The sequence below is a fragment of the Ulvibacterium sp. genome (assembly GCF_965228935.1).
Lineage (GTDB): Bacteria > Bacteroidota > Bacteroidia > Flavobacteriales > Flavobacteriaceae > Ulvibacterium.
This window is the reverse complement of sequence record NZ_OZ245846.1, coordinates 79,107-97,666: the sequence shown is the minus strand read 5'-3', so window position 1 is coordinate 97,666 and position 18,560 is coordinate 79,107. Positions and strand designations below refer to the sequence as shown.

The following is an 18,560-nucleotide window of genomic DNA, read 5'->3' as shown; positions in this document are numbered from 1 at the left end:
GGTTTTTATTTTAGAGCAAAGTTCCGAATAGCTTTGCTAAAGAAATAACCACTTTGTACTGGAAAATGGCAAAAATGTAAACTAGAGGGATTGCCTAAACTTATTGGGAGTGGATCCACTATACTTTTTGAAGAAACGCGTAAAGTGGGTGGGTTCTTGAAAGTTGAGCTGGTAGGCAATTTCGGCCACATCTAGACTGGTGAACGACAGCATTGTCTTACTTTCCAAAAAGACACGCTCTTGAATAACATCCTTGGCCGATTTCCCTGTCACTTCCTTAACAATGGTGGTCAAATAATTTGGGGTCACATTGAGTTGTTCCGCGTAGTCGCCCACATTTTTTGAATCCACATAGAGCTTATCCACCAGTTGCTGAAATTTTTGGGAAAGAACTTGTTTACGGCTTAGATGGCTTTCCTTGGTCTTGAACCGCTCATAGATGGACTTACAGTTGTATAGCAGTGCCACTAGCATCCCTTCCAACATTTTTTCTTGATAGGGGTGGGGATTTTCAAACACGGACAGCATGCGCTCCATATCGATTTCCAATGATCGTTGCTCCTCAGGGGTCATCAGAAAAACACTATTTTCCGTGATTTTTAAAAAAGGAAACGTCTCGGTAAGTCGGGGAACGGTTTGAGCAATAAATTCTTTTCGAAACTGTATGTGAATCCCTTTGGTCTCTGGATCTCGTACCCAAGAAAATACTTGTCCAGGCACCACAAACCATAACGGAAATTGTTCCAAATCCACTGCATTGGTATTTAAATTGATACTGGATCCGGCCGATTCGCTCAAAATTCCTATTTGATAATATCCTTGCCGATAGGGTGGCATACAGCGCCTAGCGGTAGGTTCCAGCGATTCCATGGTAAAAATGTCAAATCCGGGGATATGACTGCGATGGTCAAAACCTGTGGCAGCATGTATGTCATTGCTGGTTTCAAATACTGGGATCTCTTTTTTTGCCATACCTAAAAATAGCAAATTCGGACTAATTGGAAAATGACTTTTTGTTGCTTATAGGATGTCACTTACCACTGCGAATCCGACTACCATAACAACAACGGAAACGGTCAAATAGAGTAAGGTTATGAGTGCAAACTTTTTCATGATTATTTGATTTTGTTTTATAGCGTAAAGATCCGACTTAAGTACCCCATGTCGTTAACCTAAAACCTGTGAGAAATGACCAAAATTTAATATTTAAAGTTTCGGACAAAGAAAAAGGCGACCTCTTTTTTTAGGGTCGCCTTGTCTTTCTAAAGCGGGTTGTCTTGCTAAAGACCTCCTTTCTTATTTTTATTCCAACTCTATTGACCGATGCTGGCCAGTGCTTCTTCCCTGGACATAATCTTGTTCGAATACTTCCCGTATAGTTCAATATCCAAACTTCGTTCCAGTCCCCCGTAGAATAGGGGCTCAAATCCAATATCCGAGATAAGCCTTTCTGCCAGTTCCTTGTTGATTTCGAAATCAGTGGTGTAAAACACCACAATGGGATATTCGCGATGTCCCTCTTGCAGTGAAGCTGCGTAATGGGAGGAAAAGGCCTTGATCACTTTGGCTTTGGGTAATCTGGCTTGTAGATTCTCCCCTGCGGATTTACCATTTAGGTTTACCTTGGTCAAGGTTTTGTTTTCTGTCCAATAAACTGGATTGGTGAGGTCAATTATGGTTTTGTCCCTATCTTTTAGCTTATCTATTACCTCTTGAAGGGTTCCATAGTTAATGGCCAAAACAATTACATCTCCAAAGTCAATAGTGTCTTCCACGGTACCCACGCGGGCACTTTTCAAGTCTTCGACCAACGGTCTTAATCCCTCAGGATTGCGGGAGCTGAACATTACCTCGTATCCAGCCTTACTCCATAGACGACCTAATTGTCCGCCCATATTGCCGGATCCAATGATTCCGATTTTTAGTATTTTAGTTTTCATCGCATTGGGATTTTGATCATATCTTTGATTTACTTCTTCAAAGCTAAATGGAAAACTCGTCCTAAGGCTAACCAAAAAAGTTTGAAAAATGACCAAAACGTTAAGATGTTCCGGAACCAAAAAAATAACGTTCTTAGCCAAAAAGTTGCTTTTAGTCTTAATCTATTTTAAGATTTTGCTCCAAAACGGAATAAGGAAGTACACCATTGCAGGCACTAGAATAAGGGTTAAAACCAAGGTCCTGAGCAAAATGGGCAAATGGTTCAAATATTCACCAAAAAATAATAATATGGCTGTTATTGCTGGATAAATGGCTATCCAAACAATGAATGCAGTTTTTAACTTTTTCATCACTTTATGCTTTTCAATTACTAATTAATTTATAGTTCAAAGGTAGTTTTGAAAACAGGGGTGGATGAAACCAGAAAGCAATAAAGAATGACCAATTTTAAGTAGCACGCAGTTGAAGTGGTGTTTTGCCCGTTTTTTTCTTTACAAAGCGCACAAAATGGGTAGGGTTGTCAAAGTGAAGGTCATAGGAAATCTCACTTACAGTTTTGGACGTTTGGAGTAATAAAGATTTTGCCTCCTGCAATTTTCGGTTATGAACGAGCCGTAAAGCAGTGTTTCCCGTAAGGCTTTTTACCACATAGTTCAAGTGTGTGGGATGAATGTATAATTCTTTGGCAAATTCTTTGACAGACTTGAGCACTTTTTCATTGTGAGTGCCATATTGGCTTTCTATAAGTTGATTGAAACTATTGAGTATTCTTTTATCCGAATCTTGCACCACCGAATTGGTGCCCAATTTTTCTTCATACAAGTTCTTGGATTCAAGCAATAATATGTTCAAATAGGAACGAAAGATATCCTCTTTATTCGATAAGGATTGTTTGGATAAGGCAATGATATTTTCGCAAGTCCGCTGCAAATGTTGACTTTCATCCATCGTAATCTTTATGCTCATGGAAGCATTATGGGTGAAAAAAGGAAAATCGGAATGCAATTTGTTCTTTTTGTGGACCACCGAATAGAAGTCCGAGGTAAAATAGATGACGTAACCGCTCATAGGGGCGATACTTTCCCAGGACTGGATATGACCTTCTCCGGAAAAAAATAGGGTATTGGTCGCCAGATGGGCATTGTTTTCATTGTTGCGCATCTCGATCTCACCGCTTAGTATGAGCATGATTTTATAGAACCGTTTGCGGTAGGGCGGCATCCTTTGAGGAATTACCTTGGCAGAATCTTCCAATCTTCCAATCGCAAAACCATCAAACACATCACACTCAAAATTGATGAAGTCAAAATACTCTTGAATGGTTGCCAAAGTGTGTATGCCGTCTATTTTCATGTTAAAAAGATATTACTTTTTATCAAATAAAAACAGCGACTCTCATTCCTGAAAAATTGCCATTTGAAATGCTTTTTGAATTACTACCAATAGCCGCCATTTCCTCCTATGACCCTACCACATCACCTATACTGTTTTCAAACCTATGAATATCAAACATCTCCATATCAGGTTTCCACAGGTGGAAATGGTTATAAACTGTTGTATGGAGTTATGTAGTTCGGTTTTCTTCACCTTAGTAGTCTTCGTCGTGGGTTGATTTTAGGGTAAAGGAAGCCGTTAGCCCAACACTAAAGTTTCGCGGTAAGCTGTTAACTCCAAAAATTGCTCGGGAATGCTTTCCTTTTTCATCAAGTACTTTAATAAATACATCCGATGCTCCGTTGACCACTTGTGGTGATTCATCCCAGTTTTGAACCGATTGAAAGTAGGCATCGATATGGTTAAGTCCCGCTATTTGGTCAAAACCAACTTTTTTTTCTATCTGTGCAATTACGTTTAAAGCACACAATTCCATGGCCTTATAGCCTTGCTCAGAAGAAATTTCGTTTCCTAAACGCCCTTGGTAAAGATATTCTTCATTTAGTATTGGAAACTGTATGGCCACATAAGCAATGTTCCCTCTAATGTTCACGGAAACATAGTTTCCCCCAGGGGTCGAAACTTTTGGTAGTTTAAGCCCTAATTCCTCTAGCTTCCGTTTTAGATCAATACCCATTTGGTTAGTTAGTTTTAAAAAGAACAACGGTATCTTAAACGCTTAGTTTGACCAATTTTTATCAATGATTACCCACAAAATAACAAAATAAAACGACGACCTCCATTACTGAAAGGTCGCCGCCCCATCCAACACTAAAACCGTTGTGTGTTGTTATTTGGATTCCGCTAATTCCATAGCTTCAAATTGTTTATCCAGTTCTTCCCCGGAAATGATTTCCCATCCTCCTCCTAGGGCTTTGTAAATGGCAATTAACGATGTGGCCGAGGCAATTTCGCTGGTAGCCAATCGGTTTTCTGCCAATAATAGCGTGTTGTCCGCACTGAGGTAATCTATAAAACTATCCAAGCCTGCATTAAATCGTCTTTTTGCAATACCAGCCGCTTCAGCACTGGCAATCGAGGATTTTCGTAAGGTTTCCCTACGTTCCAGTTCATGGGTATAATTGGTCATTACGGTGCTGATTTCCTCCAAAGCTTCCAAAATGGTCTTTTCGTAGTATTGCAGGGCTGCTAGCGTTAAGGCATCATTCTGATTAATCTGTTGTTTCACCCGACCTAAGTTAAAGGCGGCCCAACTTATGTTCGGGATAATGCTCCAGGTAAAGGATTCGTTACTTCCGAAGTTGGAGAAATCCACTGCCGAAAATCCTATGGAGCCGCCAAACCGAATATTGGGATAAAGTTCTACCACGGAAAGATTGTAACGCGCTATTTGTTGTTGCAATTGGGCTTCGGCCTGTCTTACATCAGGGCGTCTTCGCAATAAATCGGTCACATTTCCCAGACTAACGGAAAGTGGTAGACTGGGAAGCGGCTTTTTGTTTACGACGGTTTCGTCCAAATTTCCGGGTACCTCCCCGATCAAAACGCTCAGGCTGTTTTTTAGTGCCGCAATTCTAGCCTTTAATGGAGGAATGGTGGCGCGGGTATTTTCCAATTGCGCCAAGGCGCGGGAAACATCCAAACTGTTACTAGTACCGGCATCCCTTAGGCGAACTGTCAAATCGTAGGTGGCTTGCTGTCCGTTCAAATTCCGTTGGGCAATATCAAGTTGGTACTGGGCACCGCGGAATTCCATATAGCTTCGGGCCACTTCCGCAAAGATGCTCACATATACCCCTTGCATATCGGCAAGTGCGGATTGTTGATTGGCATAAGCGCCCTTGATCCGATTGGAGACCCTACCAAACACATCCGTTTCCCAAAAAGCATCAAAGCTTCCATTGTAGGTGGTGAATGTAGGATTGGCCCCCGGAACAAAAATATTTTCACCTAAACGGGTTCGGGTAACATCGCCATTCGCGGTTACGGTTGGCAATCGGTCCAATTTTGTCCCTTTTAATACCGCACGTGAAGCATAGAAATTGGCAATAGCTGCATTGATGTCCAAATTATGCCTTTGTGCTTTTTGGATCAAGGTATCCAAAACGGGATCGTTAAATTCTGACCACCATTCAGTTACTATTTGACCTTGTGCTTCTTCAAAAGCGGTATGGTCAGTTACATTTTCCAGATAATTTTCATCAACTTCAGTTTTTGGGTCGACTTCAAAATCCCTTTTGGTAATTCCACAGGAAACCAGTATAAGGGACAATACTGTTATTAGTGTTGGATTTTTCATGATTTCTATTTTTTTATTCGTTCTCAAAGTTCGGTCTGAATGGGTGTTCTTGGCTAACCAAAAACACCCTTCCTATGACCAAAATCTAATATGTTAGAGTGCTGCTTGAATTTGATGACGGGTTGTGTCTTTCACATCCACCTTTTTGGTTTTGGTGGTCCATTTTCTTCCCAGATAATAGAACACTGGGGTCAAGAAAATTCCGAATAAGGTGACACCAAGCATTCCACTGAAAACAGCGATACCCAATGCATTTCTCAGCTCGGCACCGGCACCAGTGGCAATGGCCAAGGGAACGACTCCCAAAATAAAGGCCATGGCAGTCATTAAAATAGGACGTAGGCGTAGTTTGGAAGCTTCTATTACCGCTGTTCTCAAATCATTTCCTTGATCCTCCAACTGTTTTGCAAACTCAACAATTAAGATGGCATTTTTACTGGCAAGCCCTACAAGGACTACCAGACCAATCTGTACCATGATATTGTTGTCCAATCCTGCTAGGTCAATACCTACCATGGCGGATAAAAGGACCATGGGTACGATAAAGATGACGGCCAATGGAAGAACCAAACTTTCAAACTGGGCGGCCAAAAGCAAGAATACAAAGACTACGGCCAGAAGGAAAGCGATTCCAGCGGTATTTCCCGTTTGTTTTTGCTGATAAGCCATTTCGGTCCATTCAAAAGAAATCCCTTGGGGCAAAATCTCGTCGGCCAATTCCTCCATTCTATCCAAAGCCTGTCCCGTACTGTATCCTGGCGCAATATCCCCGACCAATGATGCGGATGGATATAGATTGAATCTTGGAATCCTATTGGGTCCAGCAATGTCTTTTTGGGTGCTGATGGTTCCCAAGGGCACCATGTCCCCATTTTGGTTTCGTACTTTAATCCTAGAAATGTCATCCGGTGTTAATCTGTTGGGAGCATCGGCTTGGGCAGTTACCTGGTAGGTTCTTCCCAAATAGTTGAATTCGTTCACAAAAGCGGATCCCAGATACACTTCCAAGGATTGAAATACTTCGGCGACATCGATACCCAATTGTTCTGCTTTTACGCGGTCAATGTCCAGATACAATTGTGGGGTCTGGTTATTGAAGAATGTGAACACGCTGTTAAGCTTAGGATCTTGATTCGCGGCACCAGCTAGCTGATATGTGGCGTTCAATAAGGCCTCGGTACCTAGATTGGCCCTGTCCTGAACCATCATCCGAAATCCACCTGCGTTACCAATACCACGGACAGATGGGGGAGGAATGACCACTACAAAAGCATCATCAACCTCTGCCATTTTTGCCCGTAGCGTTCCCAACAAATCCTCATAACCAATTCCTTTTTTGGTTCTTACATCAAAGTCCTCCAGTGTTACGAAAATCGCAGCGGCATTGGAAGCATTGGTAAAGGATGCCCCGTCGAAACCGGTGAACGATACTGTGTTGGCCACCCCATCAACTTCCAATAAGGTGTCTATGGCATCTTGCACCACTTTGTCCGTTCTGCTTAATGAGGAGCCTGGAGGTAATTGAATTGCCGTAATAAAATATTGTTGGTCCATGGCAGGTACAAATCCACTGGGAACCTTGTTAAACTCAAAGCCGGTAAGTGCAATAAGTCCTCCATAAATCAACATCACCAAAGACCCGGTTCTGACCAATTTACTCACGGCCTTCCCATATCGAATGGACAGTCCATCCATAAATCGATTGAAGCCGTCACCTACAAATTCGAAAGGTCGTAATAGCCATGGTGTTTTTTTCTGCTCGTCATGAGCTTCATGGCGCATTAATAATGCGGCCAATGCAGGACTTAAGGTAAGCGATACAAAAACTGAGATGGCCGTGGCTACTGCAATGGTCAACCCAAATTGTTTGTAGAACTGTCCGGATATCCCCTCGAGAAATGTTGTAGGGATGAATACGGCAATAAGTACCAACCCAATGGCCACCAAGGCACCGCCGACTTCATCCATGGTCTTGCGCGCTGCCTCTTTTGGGGATAGTCCCTGGGCAAGGTAACGTTCCATGTTTTCTACCACTACAATGGCATCGTCTACTACAATACCTATGGCTAACACCAATCCAAATAAGGTGAGGTTGTTCAAGGAGAATCCCAACCCCTGCATTACGGCAAATGTTCCGATTAAGGAGACTGGGATGGCCAAAATGGGGATTATCGCTGCCCGCCAGGATTGCAAGAAGAGTAGGATTACGAATACCACAAGTAAGACCGCTTCAAAAATGGTATGGTATACCTCGTCAACTGATTTTTGTACAAATTCTGTGGGATTATAGGCAATTTTGTATTCCAGGTCCTCAGGAAAATTCTCTGAAAGCTCCGCTACTTTATCTTGAATTGCCGCTGCGGTTTCAAGCGCATTACCGCCGGGCTGCTGATAGATGGGCATGGCGATGGCCGGGTCTTTTCCCAAGTACCCCTTGGTGGCATAGTTTTGGGCGCCCAGCTCCACACGACCAACGTCTTTAAGCTGAACGATTCGACCATTTTCCTCTGCTTTTATGATGATATTTTCGAACTGCTCTTGGGTAACCAGTTTTCCTTGGGTCTGAATATTAATTTCAAAGGCGGATTGGTTTCCAGATGGTAGAGTGTTTAGGGTACCACTGGCAATTTGAACGTTCTGTGCCCGGAGGGCCGCTACCACTTCGCCTGCAGTCATGTCCAAATTGGCAATTCTATCCGGGTCTAACCAAATGCGCATGGCATATTCGGCGGCACCAAAGATTTGGATGTCGCCAACCCCCTTGATGCGGGCTATTTGATCGATCATCTGCAAAGTAGCATAGTTGCCAATGTAAGTCTGGTCATAGGTTTTATTGGGAGAATACATATTGACCACCAATAAAATATCAGGAGACACTTTGTTGGTGGTAATTCCCAACCTACGGACTGATTCCGGTAATCGGGGTTCAGCTATGGCCACCCGGTTCTGTACCTGGACTTGAGCGCGGTCCAAGTCCGTTCCTAGTTCAAAGGCTACTTGAAGGGTAACCACACCATCGGCTGAAGATTGGGAGGTCATGTAGATCATTCCTTCGACACCGTTTATTTCCTGTTCCAAAGGAGTAGCAACGGTTTCTGAAAGGGTTTGGGCGTTGGCCCCGGGATATGCGGCTACTACCTGAACGGTTGGTGGCGCAACATCCGGAAACTGTGATACTGGCAAGGAAACGTATGCCAATCCGCCCACGATTACAATTAAAATGCTGAGCACCGCTGCGAATATGGGTCTTTTGATAAAAATGTGACTGAATTTCATGATTTCTATTTTTTAGTGTTGGACAAGGGTATCCCAGTCTCTCTCATTTTTGCTATTAATTCAAAGCAATAGAGAGAGAAAAAGGATGTAATATGTTAGGGTTGATTATTCTGCTTCGCTAAAGGCTAGAACATCGTTATTATTCGTTAAAGATGTTTCAACAGGACTTACTGCTACACCAGGTCGGATTTTCTGGATGTTGTTGGTAATGAGTAGGTCTTCAGGGGATAATCCGTTTCTAACGATTCGTAATCCATTGGTATGCAAAGGACCGAGTTCTATGTTTTTTGTATTCACGGTATTGTCCTCAGCTACCACATATACGAAACGTACCGATTGATTTGTCCCTATAATCTCATTAGGGATGAGGATGGCCTCGTGCTCTGAACTACCTAGTAATCTGGCTTTACCAAACATACCGGGTTCTATTAAGCCATCCTTGTTTTCCAGTGTAGCCCTACCCTCAATGGTTCCGGTACTTCTGTCAATTTCGTTATCGACAAAGTCCATTACCGCTTCATGTACATATTCATCTTCATCCTGAAGTTTTAAAAAGACCGGATTGGCGGTTGAACGTGAGGAACCTCTTTCGCCATTTTGTGCCAAACGGGAATACTTCAAGTAATCCGATTCACTTCCCCTGAAATAAAAATGAATGGGACTTGTGGCGACTATGGTTGTCAACAATGTTGAATTGGAAGACCCTCCATCGATTAAATTCCCCTCGTTGACCATATCACGGCTAACGCGTCCTGAAATGGGCGCCTTTACTTTGGTGAATTCGAGGTTTAATCTAGCATTGTCTACTGAGGCCTGTGCCAATTGTAATGAGGCTTTGGCGCCTGCTAGAGCTTGTTTACGGCTATCATATTCCTCCGCTGAAACTGCACCGGATTCCCGTAATGATTGTACACGGTCGTAATTGTCCTGAGCAATGGTCAATCTTGCCTGGGCTTGCCCGTAACCGGCCCTTGCTTGGTTCAAGGCAATTTTAAAGGGTCTTTGGTCAATGGTAAATAGGACATCTCCTTTATTTACCGATTGGCCATCCTTAAAGCTTACATTATCAATGTAACCGCTTACCCTGGCACGAACCTCAACGCGGTTACTGGCCTCAAAACGACCGGTGTACTCATCCCATTCGGTTATTTTTTCGAATACGGGATGGGCTACCTCGACAGGAAGTCCGGGTGTTTCATTTTGTGCAATTTCTTTTTCTTCTTTCTTTTCGAATGCTGAAAAGATAATTATGGCCATTACGCCGAGCATCATGGCGAAGATCATATAGACCTTGGCATGGAATTTTGCTGTTTTTAAACTGATTGTTTTCATCGTACTGTATTTAAATTTTGTAATTGTTTTAATTTTACAGTACAAATGTATCTCGAGTATACCCCTATGGGTTAACCAAAATCAAAGTGTAAATGACCAAAATGTAAGAAAAGGGATTTTTTACATCGAAATGTCATTGGTTTTTCCATTGAGGTAGTTCTTAATATTCTCATTAAAAAAACCATTATGAAAAATGTGAGATTTGGGGATAACCTCAAATGAGGTGTATTCAAAAAGGGAAAAATCAAACAGTAGTTTGAGAATATTGAGAATATCTTAGGCTTGGTGACCGATGCATTCCGTATCTAATTACAGATTGCGCAATCCGGTTCTCCGATCAATTGGCCTTTTTCGTTACTGACATATTTGCAACAATTCGTGAATCGTTCCTTTAAAGTGTTCTTGGCCCTTCGTATCCTAGCTTTGACGTTGGGGAGGGAAATTCCCAAGTCCTTGGCAACTTCAGCCTGTTTCTTGCCCTGAAAATACACAGGCAGAATAACTACTTTATAGATTTCAGGTAATTCAGCAACAAATCTATCGAAACAACATAGAAAATCTGCACTTGTTCCGTTTACATCGAGAGGGCTATCAGGCATTTTGTTGCCTTTGTGGAAATTTGCAATTTCATTACGGGTAATTTGAAAGACCCATTGCCTAACCTTGTTCGGTTGTTGTAGCCTATTTAAATTACGGTGAATCTTTATAAAGCTATTTTGAAGGATATCATTCGCTACATCCTTGTTTTTTACCCTTCTTAAGGTAAAAAAATAGAGGTCTGTGTAAAACTTCTCCCAAATTTTTGAAGTGGATAAATCCATATGTGCAAACCTTAGGCAATGGGTTGATCACAATTTAATTACAGCATGTACATTTTGGGCAATCGCAAATTTTGCAGGTACAGCTTTTGGGCGAACAACTTAAACATTCACACTGTGTACACTTACAATCGGGGCACGAACAATTTCCTTTCATTATGATATTTTTAAAGTTTATAAAGTAGACTAAAAAAATTAAAGAAAGATACTTTAAAAACTCATTTATTGTAACTGGGACGTATCTGAAGAACTTGACAATCCTTTGCTATTTAGTAATTCAGGGGTGTAATCCTCACCGAAAAATGATAGGCTTCTCCCACTAAATGAACCTTCTAAATTCCCAATTTTCCCCGTATTCCATCTTCGTTGAGATTTGAAATCAATTCCAAAAGGTTGGGATACCATCGCTCATGATAACCGAACTCTTTCCGTTTAAACTCGCGTATAGCCCTTTCCTTTTCCCAATTCTCAACTACAACCCGATAGGCCGCAATGATGACACCGGTCCGATCTGACCCGTGCCAGCAATGGATCAAGGCCGGTTTTTCCGAAACTTGGATTATATGGAGCACATTGTTTATATCGGCCTCCACCATCTTGGCAGCCCTTAATGGTATTTTTTTTAATTGTAAATCGGTACCTTTTGCTTTTTTGTTATCCTCTTTTAGCCTTCGCAAATTAATGATCGTCTTTATCCCCAGGGCTTCCAATTCGCGAAATCCTTTTTTGCTCGGTTGTTCCGAGCGGTAGATGGAATCGTTAATGCGGTAGAGGTTTTTAAAATATCTGGATTCTACTTTATGGACGTCGTCCTGCTGTGCAACCGTAGACCCTATACTGAGGGCAAAAACAGCCAATATTGAAAAAAGTCCTCTCATTTTTTCATTCCAAACAATCCATAAAAAATTACAATAACGGAAATTACAAAAGAAATCGTCATCAATCCCCCGGAAATCATAACCACATATTTCATCCATAAAACACCTTTCCATAAAAAATAAATTCCTCCAAAGGTCGCAAGTACGGAAAGCAAGGGCTCTAATAAAAGGAACCGTCTAAAGAATCCCTTTATAGGGGTAGTCGTTACCAAAAGGGCCAAAACAAAGAAGATAAGACCCATGGATAAAATATGGCTATGGATAATATTGAGCAGCTGTTTTTCATTTTTTTTGAATTTCATCTCCTCTGCTTCCAGGTCTTCCTCATTGCCCAGATAGTTTTCCTGAATACCTTGGGGGCTTGCTTCGGTTGTTACAGATACAAATTGCAAAGCCGATAAGAACCCAATACTAAGAACCACCAAAAAAATGCCAATAACAAGCTTTACCTCTTTGGGAAAATGTTGAATGGAACAATAGAATTGCATTGGGCCTGCTCTACTTTTTAGCGGAATGGAAGAATGGGAGCTTACTCGGAATCCTTTGAGCCGTACAAAAGATGGTCCAGTTGTAACTGGAACAGTGTTCCTGCTACCAGATCGTGAACGGCATTTAACTCTTTTTTACTTAAGGCCAATGTAACCTGTGGCGCAGGGGTATCCAATAAAAGAGCCCTACACGACTCGTTTTGCGGACAGTCCTGGCAAAGGGTGCTAGTTTCCATAGTGCATTTAATGCTTTTTTGAAAATCCTTCAATTCCTTTTTGGAAAGCAGCAGGCCCGTGTCACGAAAGACCAATTGAACCTTATTGATGTCCTTTACACTGTTTCTTTTCCATTGAAAGGCCACCCCAAATGGATTGTGGTAAATTGGATTAATATCTTGCATATGGCTCATGGCAATAGTTGTTTTTCTTCTAAAATGGCTATACTTTTTAAGACATTGGCCACCGCCTTTGTCATATTGGATGCGGAAATGGTAGCTCCGGAGATGGCATCGATGTTTTCGGCGTATAGGGGAACATCGGTAGCGGATAATCCTATAAACTGTTTCAACCATCGTTGGCTTCCGATCTGTTGGCCATAATCCTCCCTGTAAATCAACACCTTTGATTTTTTTATGACCAAATCAAGATCGAACATAACGATATAATCGAACTTTTGTTTCATACTAGGGGCCTCGCCCAAATATAGGTATCCAACTAAATCCGTATCCTGGACTATTTCAAAAAGGGAATCATCGTTCATTAGTAAGGGAACGGTATCCTGTAAATCCGGCGCGATGGCGATTCTCTTTAACTCGAAGGTTTCGATTCCGTACGTTGAATGGATGGCAGCATCTATTTTCTTTTGCAACCTGGGGGAAATTTGCAATTCGGAAAACGAAAAACATAGTAGAACGGCCCAGAAGGCGATTAGCAAGGAAAAAGGTTTATTTACCTTGTACATCCATTACCGATTTATCGGTCGTGAACTTTTGAATGACCTCATTAATATCCTTTGTTTTGGCCTTCCCTTTTTCCAAGGGATAAAAATGCATGAACAGTGGTTGCCCATCTACCGCTTTGTTGAGGGTCAACTCTCCCTCCCTGTCATACACCTTGTCCCAAGATTTGCGGACTTTTCCCCAAAACTTGTGGTTCGATTTCCACCAATCCTGGGCGAGTTTACATTTTTCATCGGCTACTTTGGTATAGATGTTATAGCCTTTCTCCTGAGCCAATAGCACATCTTCCTTGCCATCTTCCCGGACTACCTTATCGTTGTCCTGTTCGTGTACCCAGCCATAATCGGTAATTTCCTGTCGGTTGCCACGGAGCATTACGTTGTAATCCTTTCTTTTGCTGTATTCCCTTCTGGGTAGGGGGGCATCCGTCTTGTTTTCCCAATAATGCTTGCCATCCACATGGATCCAAGTGGCCGAACCTGAATATCTGGGACTATCATCCACTTGAAAGACCTTTTGGGTCCATTGTCCCTTTACCTTTTCTACGGGGAGCTTTTTGAACTTCCAGGTATTGTCCTTATCGTAATAAAAAACATTTTGGTTTTCGTACTCCCAATCTTGTCGCCAATGTTTTACCACCATGGTATCATTGACCACCAAAATATGTTGTATCGATAATTTGTTGTTTTTGTCCTCTATAAGTTGGGCCCATTCCAGAGCGGCGGCAGTATAATCGTGGTGCTTTTCATAATCGATTTCGGGGGCAAATGTCTCCGTGTACTTGAACTTGATTTCATAGCAGCCACACATATCCTTGATAGACTTGATGTCCTGCAGTTTTTTGTTTTCCTGGGCAAGGACTGGGAGGGTGAACATAGCGGACAACAGCCCAAAAAGAGCTAAATTTTTCATGATTATAGGTTTTAATTGATATTCAAAATTTCTTCTCCAAAAATAGTATTTTTATTTAGATTGATTAAAAATAACTTATATATTTGTCCAAATAATTATGTAGAATGGATCTAAATAAGGTGTTAATCCTTATTTTTATTGGGTTTCTGGGAGCCTCAATTTTTGGTCAGGAAATAGCTGTGGGAAATGATTCTGTACCCGTTGAGGATTTGGACGAGGTAATCATTACCGCTACTCGGACATTGAGGCAGCTCTCTTCCCTACCATTACCGGTTACCTTAATCTCCAAAACACAGTTGCAAAAAACGGGGGTCATTCGATTGGATGAAATCCTCAACGAGCAGACCGGGATCATTACGGTAGCCGATGAAAGTGGATTTGAAGGTGTACAGATACAGGGTATCGGCTCTGATTATGTACTTGTTCTCATTAATGGAGTACCTCTGGTAGGAAGGTCTGCAGGCAATTTGGATTTGAGTAGGCTTACCATCGGTAACATAAAACAAATAGAAGTGGTAAAGGGGCCTTCCTCCAGTCTATATGGGTCCGAAGCGTTGGGCGGGGTCATCAATATCATCACGGAAACTCCAAAGGACGGAGACTTGCATGGTGACGTTTCCTATCGGTTCGCTTCGTTCAATACCCATGATGCCAATATTAACTTGGGCCAAAAATTGAACAAACTGGGCTATTCTTTTTTTGCCAATACCTTGCATAGCGATGGTTATGACCTGCAACCGGAAACCCAAGGACAAACGGTACCCCCTTTCAATAATTATACGTTCAACGGTCAGGTGTTCTATGATTTTTCCGATCGATTAAAACTATTCGCTTCCGGCAGATATTACCAACAGCATCAGCAAGCAGACCTCTTTGTAAACGATGAGTTGTTTGAAGGAGATAGTGATATTGACGAGACCAATGCACATCTAAGGTTTAATCATAAGGCCAACGAAAAATGGGCCCTGGAATACGAGTTTTACTACACCAATTACAAGGCATCCGAAGTCTTGCAAAGCCCGATTACGGATGATGTTTTCAGCCAAAGCAACTTTGACCAAAATCTGCTCAGGCCGGAAATCAGGGCCACGTATACCTTTAAACCCAAACATGCACTGACCACTGGGGTGGGTTATAATCATGAAAATCTGGACCGCACGTTCTTTGACGAAAAAGTGGTCTTTGATTCACAATACATTTTTACCCAATATGATTTTTTTCCATGGGAAAAATTGAATCTGATTCTTGGAGCACGTTTCGACAACCATAGCGAATACCAGTCCCAATTTAGCCCAAAGGCATCCGCGAATTTTCAATTGAGCAACGCTATTTCGGTGAAGGGTTCCGTGGGTTACGGATTTAAGGCCCCGGATTTTAGGCAATTGTATTTTGATTTTACCAATTCCGCAGTCGGTTATACGGTACTGGGCTATAACGTTGCCGTAGAAAAAGTCCAGGAACTGCAGTCGCAGGGACAATTGACCGAAATCCTCTTTGACCTATCCGAATTGGAAGAACCCTTGGAAGCGGAAAGTTCCATCGGGTACAATTTGGGCGCAGGATATGTCCGTGGAAACGTGAAACTGAATCTCAACTTTTTTCGAAACGACTTTAAAAACCTGATCGACACTAGGGCCATTGCCAGACGGACCAACGGGCAAAATGTATTCAGCTATGCCAATTTTGACCGGATCTATACAACCGGTCTTGAAATGGATGCCAGTTATAGTTTCAACAAGCAATTGACCTTTACCGCAGGCTATCAGTTGCTATATGCCAAGGATAAGGAAAAAAAGGTGGTCTTGGAACGGGGCGAGGTTTTTGCGCGCGATCCCCGAACACTACAGACCGTAGCTTTGGACAACTCCGATTATTTTGGGCTCGTCAACCGTTCCAGGCACACCGCCAACTTCAAAATATTCTATGATATTCCCCGATGGGATTTCAATATTAATATCCGAATAAACTACAGAAGCAAGTATGGACTTTTCGATGGTAACGGTAACGGAATCCTAGACGATTTTGATACCACTTTTGTCGATGGCTATGCCCTTACCAATCTGGCATTGAACAAAACCTTTTCGAAAAAGTACACCTTACAATTGGGGGCCAACAACCTCTTTGATTATAAGGACGAGGAGAATATACCCGGCCTTGCCGGAATACTGCTATTTACTAAAATCAATTTTCAATTCTAAAAACAATCCCAATGAAAACCATGATTAAATTCTTTACTATACTTTTTGTCGCTTTTGCGTTCGTTTCATGTAGCGACGACGATAACGGTCCGGAGCCCTTGGCCATAGAAAGTGAAACCGCGGGCAACATTCCTGCACCGCAGACCGGAGGACAACCCACCCCCGACCCCATAGGTGGCCCGTTTACAAAGTTCAGTTTTGCCACCGGTGCGGTCACGACCAGTGAAACCGAATGGGACATTGCCTTTAGGGGTACTACGATAGCCGTTAACGGTGGCGCTGCTACGGGCACTAACGATGAACCGGAAAGAAATGGGAATGCCGGGGCTTTCGTAGCCACGGGCACCTTTACCAATATTACGGATGCTGCAAGTTACACCTTTGCACAAGATTCCGATAGTGGTTTTGCCATCCCCACCGGAAGCGATAATGGATGGTATAACTATACTCCTTTTCCCGTGAATCTAATTTCGCCCATTCCAGGACGGGTCTTGGTTATCCGGACCTACGATGGAAAATATGCCAAGGTAGAGATATTGAGCTACTATAGGGATGCACCTGCGGAACCCGACGGCATGGCCGACGAGCCCCGTTTTTATACTTTCAATTACGTCTACAATCCCAACGAAGGGCAAACCACCTTGGAATAATGGAAATGCCGGTAAAAATACTGTTCGTCGTTCTTCGGTTGGTCTTGGGTGGCATGATGCTCTATGGAGGTATGCAAAAATTCCAAAGACCCTTGCCCTCTCCAGTTGAAGTGGTGGAAAAAGCGGAAAAGTTTACGGTGCCCGAAAAGGAAAATACGTTACAAAAGATATTATATATCAGCGGAGCAAAACAAACGGGATATTTCTGGCAGGTTTTGGGTATTTGTGAATTGCTGTTCGGTCTGTTGCTGCTGCTTCAGGGAACCGGTTTGGTAGGTGCTTTCTTTCTGCTGCCTATTACGTTACACATCTTTTTGTTCCATGTTTTCTTGGAATCCGATGAGGTCGGGGAACTTCTGCAAACAGGTGGATTGTTTCTGATCAATATCCTTTTGGTACTCAAGGAAAAGGACAAGTGGAAACACCTGTTATGGATAAAACCGATTTGAATTTGAGTTAGTTTGGGGCCGGAGATTGATAAGGTTTGGTTTCCGGCCTTTTTTAATGATTTTTACCGGAACTAGAAATCCATGGCAAGACCAATGCTTTATAAAAGACTAGGATAGTGCCTTATGGCTATTTTGACTCGGCCGCTTTGCGATTTCAATAAGGGATAACAGTTTACCAGGTGTAAAACCGGACCACTTCTTGACTTCCTTGATAAAGTGGTTTTGGTCGTAGAAACCGAAAAGGAAAAAATCAGAGATCATTCCGCTTTTTTGGATTTGCTTCAAGGCCAGCCTGCACCGAAGCATCGACTGAACCTGTTTTGGCGTAAGGCCGGAATAGCGCATTGTAATTCTTTGGAGGTGTCTCTGGGTCACATGCAGTAGTTTGGCTATTTGAAACATCGAAGTGGAATAGTGCTTTCCTGTGGTTATGGCTTCAATAAACCTGTACCATACGGAATAACCACTTCTATCGATATCAAAATTGAATTCACCGATTTGTTTGCCCAGTTCATGTATAAATGCGTTCAAATGGGTCTCCTTAAACAATGGTGTGAGCCAATTTGCAGTTGGGAATATTTCCTCCTGCAGCAAAGTTTTATTGGTCAGGTATTTGGTTTCCTCCTTAAAAATGGGGAATGAACTTCCAAATTGAAAAGTCACCCCAAAGGTCAGATTGCCCATAGGATGTACATATTCGGCAAAGTTGGTACGCGGACCAAGAATACAGGTGTCCTCAATGGATACAGGGCCAAATAGATCATCTTTAACGGTATAAGGTGTCCCAAGTGTAAAAACCCAATTCACATAGGGATAGGAGAACATATATTCCTTTAAGGTCTTTTCTTCCGAATCAACATCCAGTAACCAGAAATGCCTAATGATTCTTTTTAAATGGGCTGGAGGACTGTATATCCGATACATCTTTCAAAACGATAATTTCCGGAAATCCATCGGTTTTGGTT

The 18,560-nt window shown here is 42.3% G+C and carries 18 protein-coding genes; 4 read left to right on the top strand and 14 right to left on the bottom strand.

Annotation, left to right across the window (positions count from 1 at the left end; translation table 11 throughout):
• Positions 1-81: 81 nt before the first annotated feature.
• Together ACO06Y_RS00460 and ACO06Y_RS00455 are read right to left on the bottom strand one after the other, a co-directional pair.
• Positions 82-972 (bottom strand): helix-turn-helix domain-containing protein, encoded by an 891-nt coding sequence (locus ACO06Y_RS00460; protein ID WP_422081855.1) that lies wholly within the window; start codon positions 970-972, stop codon positions 82-84.
• Positions 973-1,313: 341 nt separating this feature from the next.
• The gene (locus tag ACO06Y_RS00455; protein ID WP_422081854.1) at positions 1,314-1,940 is read right to left on the bottom strand and encodes an NADPH-dependent F420 reductase; all 627 of its coding nucleotides are present in this window, start codon (positions 1,938-1,940) and stop codon (positions 1,314-1,316) included.
• Between the two features lie 88 nt (positions 1,941-2,028).
• Between ACO06Y_RS00455 and ACO06Y_RS00450 the strand changes: the two genes are divergently transcribed.
• Positions 2,029-2,250: a hypothetical protein gene (locus tag ACO06Y_RS00450; protein WP_422081853.1), complete on the top strand. Its 222-nt coding sequence runs from the start codon at positions 2,029-2,031 to the stop codon at positions 2,248-2,250.
• Positions 2,251-2,388: 138 nt separating this feature from the next.
• Here ACO06Y_RS00450 and ACO06Y_RS00445 read toward each other — a convergent pair whose 3' ends face one another.
• The 11 genes from ACO06Y_RS00445 to ACO06Y_RS00395 all read right to left on the bottom strand — a co-directional run bounded on the left by ACO06Y_RS00445 (position 2,389) and on the right by ACO06Y_RS00395 (position 14,298).
• Positions 2,389-3,294: a helix-turn-helix domain-containing protein gene (locus ACO06Y_RS00445; RefSeq protein ID WP_422081852.1), complete on the bottom strand. Its 906-nt coding sequence runs from the start codon at positions 3,292-3,294 to the stop codon at positions 2,389-2,391.
• A 235-nt stretch (positions 3,295-3,529) separates the two neighbouring features.
• Positions 3,530-4,012, bottom strand: coding sequence for a RidA family protein (locus ACO06Y_RS00440; protein WP_422081851.1), 483 nt, complete (start codon positions 4,010-4,012; stop codon positions 3,530-3,532).
• Positions 4,013-4,165: 153 nt separating this feature from the next.
• Entirely contained in the window at positions 4,166-5,635 is a 1,470-nt protein-coding gene (locus ACO06Y_RS00435; RefSeq protein ID WP_422081850.1) for an efflux transporter outer membrane subunit, read from the bottom strand.
• A 93-nt stretch (positions 5,636-5,728) separates the two neighbouring features.
• Complete coding sequence (locus ACO06Y_RS00430) at positions 5,729-8,911, bottom strand: efflux RND transporter permease subunit (RefSeq protein WP_422081849.1); 3,183 nt, start codon at positions 8,909-8,911, stop codon at positions 5,729-5,731.
• Positions 8,912-9,016: 105 nt separating this feature from the next.
• Positions 9,017-10,243 (bottom strand): efflux RND transporter periplasmic adaptor subunit, encoded by a 1,227-nt coding sequence (locus tag ACO06Y_RS00425; RefSeq protein ID WP_422081848.1) that lies wholly within the window; start codon positions 10,241-10,243, stop codon positions 9,017-9,019.
• 305 nt (positions 10,244-10,548) lie between these two features.
• Positions 10,549-11,064, bottom strand: coding sequence for a sigma-70 family RNA polymerase sigma factor (locus ACO06Y_RS00420; protein ID WP_422081847.1), 516 nt, complete (start codon positions 11,062-11,064; stop codon positions 10,549-10,551).
• Positions 11,065-11,393: 329 nt separating this feature from the next.
• Positions 11,394-11,939 (bottom strand): tyrosine-protein phosphatase, encoded by a 546-nt coding sequence (locus ACO06Y_RS00415; RefSeq protein WP_422081846.1) that lies wholly within the window; start codon positions 11,937-11,939, stop codon positions 11,394-11,396.
• Entirely contained in the window at positions 11,936-12,427 is a 492-nt protein-coding gene (locus tag ACO06Y_RS00410; protein WP_422081845.1) for a hypothetical protein, read from the bottom strand. Before ACO06Y_RS00410 ends, ACO06Y_RS00415 begins: the two co-directional genes overlap by 4 nt.
• Positions 12,428-12,468: 41 nt before the next feature.
• On the bottom strand, positions 12,469-12,837 hold the full coding sequence (locus ACO06Y_RS00405; protein WP_422081844.1) for a hypothetical protein: 369 nt from the start codon (positions 12,835-12,837) through the stop codon (positions 12,469-12,471).
• Positions 12,834-13,295 (bottom strand): FMN-binding protein, encoded by a 462-nt coding sequence (locus tag ACO06Y_RS00400; protein WP_422081843.1) that lies wholly within the window; start codon positions 13,293-13,295, stop codon positions 12,834-12,836. The genes ACO06Y_RS00405 and ACO06Y_RS00400 overlap by 4 nt, the downstream gene beginning before the upstream one ends.
• Before the next feature lie 76 nt (positions 13,296-13,371).
• Positions 13,372-14,298 carry a DUF6607 family protein gene (locus ACO06Y_RS00395; protein WP_422081842.1) on the bottom strand — a complete coding sequence of 309 codons (927 nt, stop codon included), beginning with the start codon at positions 14,296-14,298 and terminating at the stop codon, positions 13,372-13,374.
• A gap of 104 nt (positions 14,299-14,402) precedes the next feature.
• On the opposite strand from ACO06Y_RS00395, the gene ACO06Y_RS00390 reads away from it, so the two are divergent.
• From ACO06Y_RS00390 to ACO06Y_RS00380, 3 genes are read left to right on the top strand one after another with little or no spacing between them, the layout of a single operon-like run.
• The gene (locus tag ACO06Y_RS00390) at positions 14,403-16,496 is read left to right on the top strand and encodes a TonB-dependent receptor plug domain-containing protein (protein WP_422081841.1); all 2,094 of its coding nucleotides are present in this window, start codon (positions 14,403-14,405) and stop codon (positions 16,494-16,496) included.
• An 11-nt stretch (positions 16,497-16,507) separates the two neighbouring features.
• Positions 16,508-17,146 (top strand): HmuY family protein, encoded by a 639-nt coding sequence (locus ACO06Y_RS00385; RefSeq protein WP_422081840.1) that lies wholly within the window; start codon positions 16,508-16,510, stop codon positions 17,144-17,146.
• Positions 17,146-17,595 (top strand): DoxX family membrane protein, encoded by a 450-nt coding sequence (locus tag ACO06Y_RS00380; protein WP_422081839.1) that lies wholly within the window; start codon positions 17,146-17,148, stop codon positions 17,593-17,595. Before ACO06Y_RS00385 ends, ACO06Y_RS00380 begins: the two co-directional genes overlap by 1 nt.
• A gap of 108 nt (positions 17,596-17,703) precedes the next feature.
• On the opposite strand, the gene ACO06Y_RS00375 is transcribed toward ACO06Y_RS00380, so the two are convergent.
• Positions 17,704-18,519 carry a DUF6597 domain-containing transcriptional factor gene (locus ACO06Y_RS00375; RefSeq protein ID WP_422081838.1) on the bottom strand — a complete coding sequence of 272 codons (816 nt, stop codon included), beginning with the start codon at positions 18,517-18,519 and terminating at the stop codon, positions 17,704-17,706.
• Positions 18,520-18,560: the final 41 nt, after the last annotated feature.